Annotated in this window: 6 protein-coding genes; 2 read left to right on the forward strand and 4 right to left on the reverse strand. The window is 40.8% G+C overall.

Features of this window, described 5'->3' with window-relative positions; genetic code table 11:
* Positions 1-236 precede the first annotated feature (236 nt).
* The 4 genes from HY841_02450 to HY841_02465 form a co-directional block, all read right to left on the reverse strand.
* The gene (locus HY841_02450; protein ID MBI4929595.1) at positions 237-2,216 is read right to left on the reverse strand and encodes a fumarate reductase/succinate dehydrogenase flavoprotein subunit; all 1,980 of its coding nucleotides are present in this window, start codon (positions 2,214-2,216) and stop codon (positions 237-239) included.
* A gap of 42 nt (positions 2,217-2,258) precedes the next feature.
* A complete protein-coding gene (locus HY841_02455; protein MBI4929596.1) occupies positions 2,259-2,693 on the reverse strand; it encodes a GxxExxY protein in 435 nt (144 codons plus the stop codon).
* Positions 2,694-2,705: 12 nt separating this feature from the next.
* Positions 2,706-3,389: a succinate dehydrogenase cytochrome b subunit gene (locus HY841_02460; protein MBI4929597.1), complete on the reverse strand. Its 684-nt coding sequence runs from the start codon at positions 3,387-3,389 to the stop codon at positions 2,706-2,708.
* Positions 3,390-3,500: 111 nt separating this feature from the next.
* A complete protein-coding gene (locus tag HY841_02465; GenBank protein ID MBI4929598.1) occupies positions 3,501-4,538 on the reverse strand; it encodes a PorP/SprF family type IX secretion system membrane protein in 1,038 nt (345 codons plus the stop codon).
* Between the two features lie 104 nt (positions 4,539-4,642).
* On the opposite strand from HY841_02465, the gene HY841_02470 reads away from it, so the two are divergent.
* A complete protein-coding gene (locus HY841_02470) occupies positions 4,643-5,155 on the forward strand; it encodes a hypothetical protein (protein ID MBI4929599.1) in 513 nt (170 codons plus the stop codon).
* Positions 5,156-5,377: 222 nt separating this feature from the next.
* Entirely contained in the window at positions 5,378-6,412 is a 1,035-nt protein-coding gene (locus tag HY841_02475) for an acyl transferase (protein MBI4929600.1), read from the forward strand.
* Positions 6,413-6,702 lie beyond the last annotated feature (290 nt).

Here is a 6,702-nt window from a genome sequence, read left to right on the forward strand (position 1 = left end):
CATTTCAACAAAATTTTGAAGAATATATTTTGGTGAATAAACAAGTGCTTCTTTTTCTTTTAGTTTTTTAAGGACATATTTTTGTTCTTGTTTAAAGGTCATTGTCAAATTTACTAATTCCAATAAGGTGATACATGCCTAATTTTATTTCGGCTTGCTTTTCCTGGTTACCAATTAACGAATTTTGTTACGAATATTACGAATTACTTCTTGTATGTATTGCCATTTGCAATTGCCTACTTGTAGCTTCTTTGTGAAGGATGAACTACATCAAAAACTAATTCTTCCTTATGCATTTCCCATTTGTTGTCTCCTTTGCTTTCCCAAGCTGCAACGTATGTGAAATTCTCGTCATCACGTTTTGCTTCTCCTTCTTCGGTTTGGGATTCTTCACGGAAATGCCCGCCACAGGATTCTTTACGATTCAGCGCGTCCATGCACATCAATTCCCCGAGTTCGAGAAAATCTGCAACACGGGCTGCTTTTTCCAATTCAGGATTTAATTCGTTTTGCGCTCCGGTAATACGCACATCTTTCCAGAATTCTTCACGCAACGCGCGGATCTCCATTATCGCTTCGGTCAATCCTTTTTCATTGCGTCCCATTCCGCATTTATCCCACATAATTTTTCCGAGCCGCTTGTGAAAATGGTCAACCGATTTTGTTCCTTTCACATTCATCAGCAGATTCAATGTCTCCTGAACTTTTTTCTCTGTCTCTACAAATGCTTCGTGATCGTTAGAAATTGCTTTTGTGCGGATATCTGTAGAAAGATAAGAACCGATGGTATATGGAATCACAAAATATCCGTCAGCCAAACCTTGCATGAGCGCAGAAGCACCCAAACGATTTGCACCGTGATCAGAGAAATTGGCTTCACCGAGTGTATACAAACCAGGAACAGTTGTCATCAAATCATAATCCACCCACAATCCGCCCATGGTGTAATGCACGGCTGGATAAATACGCATCGGAACTTCATAAGGATTTTCTCCGGTAATTTTTTCGTACATCTCAAAGAGATTTCCGTATTTTTCTTTTATTACTTCTCGCCCAAGTTTTTTAATTTCTTCCTGCGAAGGATTGTGCAGGTTATTCTTATGCGCTTCGATCTGCCCGTAACGAAGGGTGTTAAACGCAAAGTCGAGATACACCGCCATTTTAGAAGCGCCTACTCCGTAACCGGCATCGCAGCGTTCTTTAGAAGCGCGTGAAGCCACATCGCGCGGAACCAGATTTCCGAAAGCAGGATATCTTCTTTCCAGAAAATAATCTCTTTCTTCTTCTGGAATTTCATTCGGCTTGCGTGTTTCTCCTTTTGTTTTTGGAACCCAAATGCGCCCGTCATTTCTCAATGATTCACTCATCAGGGTTAATTTAGATTGATGATCTCCCGAAACTGGAATGCATGTCGGATGAATCTGAGTGAAACATGGATTACCAAAGAAGGCGCCTTTCTTGTGCGCTTTCCATATAGCAGTAGCATTGCAAGCCATTGCGTTGGTGGAGAGATAAAAAACATTTCCATAACCACCGGTGCAAAGCAATACCGCATGACCGAAATGTCTTTCGAGTTTTCCTGAGACCAAATCTCTGGCAATAATTCCTCTTGCTTTTTCGTCAATGATTACCACATCCATCATTTCGTGGCGGGTGTACATTTCTACAGAACCTTTTCCGATTTGTCTTGACAATGCGGAATATGCACCGAGCAAAAGCTGCTGACCGGTTTGTCCGGCAGCATAAAAAGTTCGCTGCACTTGTGTTCCTCCGAAGGAACGATTGTCCAAATATCCTCCGTATTCACGCGCAAAGGGAACTCCCTGCGCAACACACTGGTCAATGATAGCAGAAGAAACTTCAGCAAGGCGATATACATTTGCTTCGCGGGCGCGGTAGTCACCACCTTTCACTGTATCGTAAAATAATCTGTACACGCTGTCGCCATCGTTCTGATAATTTTTTGCAGCGTTGATTCCACCTTGTGCGGCAATGGAATGCGCCCTGCGGGGAGAATCCTGAAAACAAAAACATTTTACTTTGTAGCCGAGCTCAGCAAGCGATGCAGCGGCAGAGGCGCCTGCAAGACCGGAGCCCACCACAATAATTTCGATGTTTAATTTGTTGGATGGATTTACGAGCGGAACAGTGGATTTATATTTTGTCCACTTGGTTTCGAGTTCTCCTTCCGGAATTTTAGAGTTTAGTTTTGTCATACAAATGTTTTTTTCAACACAGAGTTCACTGAGAAAACAGAGTTACACAGAGTTTAAATCACCGTTTATTTTTCTTCTGATACCTTCCTTTAATAATGGCACATTAAAGTTTATCAGCAGTCCTAATTTTTTATCGGCTAATTTCAGATAGGTTACTAATTGCGCTTCGTGTACAGGAAGAATCACTTCCACAGATTTAAATTCAAGAATGATTAATTCATTCACGATTGTGTCTATCACAAATTCTTTTTCAAGTTTTTCTCCTTTAAAAGTAACGGGAAGAACAACTTGGCATTGCACGAAGAGTCCCTCTTTCCGCATGACATTCTCTGTACAAACTTCATATACTGATTCCATCAATCCTGGTCCAAGTTCCTTGTGAACTTCCATGCAGCAATAAATGATTCTCTGAGAGAGAGCATTGTAATCCTTCTCTGTGAAACTCTTTAAACTCTGTGTTCTCTGTGTTAAAAGCATTTAAATCTATTTTCAAAAAGTATTGCCGGCAATGCCGAAATAAAACAGAATCGGGATAATTGAAAAACCGAGGCCAACAAATCCAAAAGCAAAAAAACTTCCGAAGAGGGAAATCAGCCCCTTGTATTTTTTTGAATTAAGTCCAAGCGTAGTAAACGCGGACTGAAATCCGTGATTCAGATGAAAAGCAAGAAAGGTTGCGGATGCAACATAAAGGAGAACGTACCATGGATTTTGAAAAGCTTCTTTTATTGTTTCCGCCACGTTCACCTGTCCTTCACCTCCCACGGTATCCATTATTCTGTAGGGAACAAAAAACTGCCACATGTGAACCACGATAAAAAATAAAATCAAACTTCCGCTGATACCCATGTTGCGCGAAAAAGGAGAAGAAGTTTCATTCACTTTGTAAACAGCATATTTTACAGGTCTCGCATCAGAGCTCTGTTTTGTCAGATAAACTGCCTGCACCACATGAAGAATGATTGCTGCAAAAAGAAATACTTCAACAAGACGGATAAACATATTGTGCACCAACGTATGCGACCATTCGGTAAAAGCAACTCCTCCGTCAGTAAAGAGAAGGAGAAGGTTGCTGTAAAGATGTTCGACAAGAAATAAGCAGAGGAACAAGCCCGTTGCCGCCATCACGGTTTTTTTGCCTATGCTTGAATTGATGTATTGATCAATAGTCATAAAAAAATAATTGTAAATGTTGCGTGGCAAATGTAATATGCGTACGGAACTGACAAAATAAAAAACCCCCAAAGTTGTTCACTTTGAGGGTTAAAATTTTTATGACAGACATCATTGAAAACTTGCCGCTGATTTATAGAGGAACGGATTCGGGTTGCCATAACGCAAAGAGATTTCAAATCCTCCTTTGCCTGATGTTGCTGACTTTAATCCTGAAACGTTCATATCATAGCTGATTCCGAGAGTGTATTCAGCAATTTCCAATTGCACAGAAGGAATGAAAGCATCTTTTATGCGCAGGTGAGTGCCCACCATAATGGAAGCGCCTTTTACATAGCCGGTGAACTTGGATTCTTCGCGAAGCATATAGCGAAAATACATACCGGGAAGAATTTCTCCTGAAGGACCCTGCCCCATATACAGGAAACCGGGAACTAAAGAAAGATTTGTGTTTTTAATTCCGATGAGCGCATCGGCATGACCAATAATTTTTGTATAAAGTTTTTCATTGGAACCATCATAATAGGAATACTTGGGTGCATTCAGGTGAAAGAGAGCAAGTCCGGTATGAATAATCACCATATCATTAGCTGTTGAGTACATCTGCCCTTTGTTGAACTGATACAAAATTCCGAGCCCGAAATCAGGATATCCGAATTTGGCATTTCCAACAGGTTCATTGCTGGAATTAGCGGCATTATATGTTCCATTAACGTACTGTTCATCCCACGTGAGTTGGCTGAAATCAATGCTGCGTTGAGCAAATCCTGCAAGCAACGCTCCGCCCAAAGTATTTTTATCGTTTAGTTGTGTGTGGTATCCGAAAGAAAGATTTCCTTGCATGGTTTTCATATTGCCATCACCCGCTTTGTCGCTGAAAATACTAATGCCTGTTGCCAGCCAGCTGGTCTTCCATTTTTTCTGCATCAGGCGCATGTCGCCAGTAAGCATAGCGGTTTTATAGGCATTGGGCGAAATACTCGTCCACTGGCTTTTGTAATTGATAATTGCCTCAATGTTCTTATAAGCGCCTGCCTGAGCAGGATTAATTACAAGCGGAGTGAGGTTGTATTGAGAGAAGTGGATGTCCTGCCCGAAAACAGTAAATGCTGAAAGCAATAATGCTCCGGCAACAAAATATTTTTTCATTTTCTTGGTTATGGATTTATTTCAGGTTGTAAAGATGCAAATAATCTTTGAGGAGGCAAAATATTTGATAATAATTTCCGTACATTCGTACCTATTAAGTGCAGATGAAAGTTAGACCTCTATATAAGCTGGCGGTGGTGATTTTGACAGGAATTGCAATTTCTTCCTGTAAAGACAAGCCCGTTTATCCATCCGAGCCAGTTATTGCCTATAAAGATTTCATACGCTACGGCAACCCATCAAGCCCTGACTCGGTTGAACTGGTGGTTTCTTTTACAGATAATGAAGGAGATATTGGCTTAGACCAGGCAGACACGCTGGGTGATTTTAAGAAGGGAAATTTCTGCATGATTCCATTTTTCCCGGATACAGTAACAGCAGGTCTATGGATTCCTTTTGATGACCTTGCTACTGCCGCCCTTGACACCTTTAAAGTTTTTTACCGCGTTCCGCCCGTTCTGCCCGATGGCGACCCGAGCGAACCCATGAAAGGACTTATATATGTTAAGCAGAGTGATTTCGAAGTTATTGTTCCAAAAATAATGTACAAGGCATATATGTATGATAAAGCAAAGCATAAAAGCAATACCATAGAAACTCCGCCCATTGTATTTTAGTTTTAGTAACGGTTTAAATTTCTAAAATAGAACGCTGATGACGCTGGTTAAACTGATTTTCACGGATTTTGTCTGCGCTTATCTGTAAAATCTGCGTCATCTGTGTTCCATCTTTCTTCATAAAAAACATTTCAAAATAAAATTTAAACAGTTACTTAATTTATTGTGAATCCTTCCTCAGTATTTTCTATCAAAAGCAAAAAAGAGTTTGAAAAGAAAGCGATGGAGATTTTTCGCCTTCAGGCAGAAGGAAATCCTGTTTACCCCGTTGAACAAAAAACCAAGTCCCACGGGGTTTACAAAAAATATATTGAACAGCTTGGAGCGACTCCTGAAAAGATAAAAAGCATTTTGCATATCCCTTTCTTGCCGATTGAATTCTTCAAGACACACGAAGTAATTACCAAGTCTCAAGTCACAAATCACAAATCACAAGTTTTTCTTAGTTCTGGAACTACAGGAACGGAGCGCAGCAAACATTACGTTTCAGATATTTCACTGTATGAAAAAAGCTTTCGAAAAAGTTTTGAATTGTTTTACGGAGATGTAAAGCAATATGCCATCCTCGCGCTTCTTCCCGGGTATTATGAGAACCGGAATTCCTCCCTTATATATATGATGCAGGATTTAATCAGGCAAAGCAAAAACAAGTACAGCACGTTTTATAATCAGAAGGATGAAACTCTTTTGCAGGTGCTTCAAACTCTTTTACAGAAAAAGCAAAAAGTAATTTTATTCGGAGTTTCATTTGCGCTGTTAGATTTCCCCTCTTTGCCCTCACCCCAACCCTCTCCCAATGGGAGAGGGAGAAAGGGAGAGGACTGGCTGTTTGTTGTTGAAACGGGCGGCATGAAAGGGCGCAGACCTGCCCGCCATCAATCAGGCAGTATGTTGACAGGCGGGGAAGAAATCACCCGCGAAGAACTTCACAAAATCCTCTGCGAAAAATTCGGAGTGCAAAAAATACATTCTGAATACGGAATGACAGAGCTGTTATCACAGGCATATTCAACCGGTGATGGAATTTTTAACTGCCCGCCCTGGATGAAAGTTTTTGTGCGTGATGTGAACGACCCTTTTCAAATTTTTCCGCACGGAAAAACCGGTGCGCTCAATATTATTGACTTGGCAAACATTCATTCCTGCTCATTCATCGCAACTCAGGATGTTGGAAGAATTCATAAAGACGGTTCGTTTGAAGTGTTGGGCAGGATGGATAACAGCGATTTGAGGGGATGTAATTTATTAATGGCGTAAACCCAGATTTTTCAGTTGTAATACTATTCAACACAGAGTTCACTGAGAAATTCATGAGTTACACGGAGTAAGAAAATAGTTTTCTCTGTGAAACTCTTTTTGACTCCGTGTGCTCTGTGTTAAAAATTTGAATTGCAAAATTCGGGTTAAAAACAAGAAAGCCCTCCTCGTGCAGGTCTGTGAGTGAGGGCAATCTTGTCCCGAAGGGACTCTCCGAAGGAGTCCTTCGTGACCATCGGAGCTGGACAGAAACAGAAAACAAACCAATTTACCCCGTTGGATAAAAAATC

This window comes from Bacteroidota bacterium, from assembly GCA_016213405.1.
Lineage (GTDB): Bacteria > Bacteroidota > Bacteroidia > Palsa-948 > Palsa-948 > Palsa-948.

Bases quoted from the DNA above. Each gene is read 5' to 3' on its own strand.
- HY841_02450 (MBI4929595.1), bottom strand. From the start codon at position 2,216: ATGACAAAACTAAACTCTAAAATTCCGGAAGGAGAACTCGAAACCAAG.
- HY841_02455 (MBI4929596.1), bottom strand. From the start codon at position 2,693: ATGCTTTTAACACAGAGAACACAGAGTTTAAAGAGTTTCACAGAGAAG.
- HY841_02460 (MBI4929597.1), bottom strand. From the start codon at position 3,389: ATGACTATTGATCAATACATCAATTCAAGCATAGGCAAAAAAACCGTG.
- HY841_02465 (MBI4929598.1), bottom strand. From the start codon at position 4,538: ATGAAAAAATATTTTGTTGCCGGAGCATTATTGCTTTCAGCATTTACT.
- HY841_02470 (MBI4929599.1), top strand. From the start codon at position 4,643: ATGAAAGTTAGACCTCTATATAAGCTGGCGGTGGTGATTTTGACAGGA.
- HY841_02475 (MBI4929600.1), top strand. From the start codon at position 5,378: ATGGAGATTTTTCGCCTTCAGGCAGAAGGAAATCCTGTTTACCCCGTT.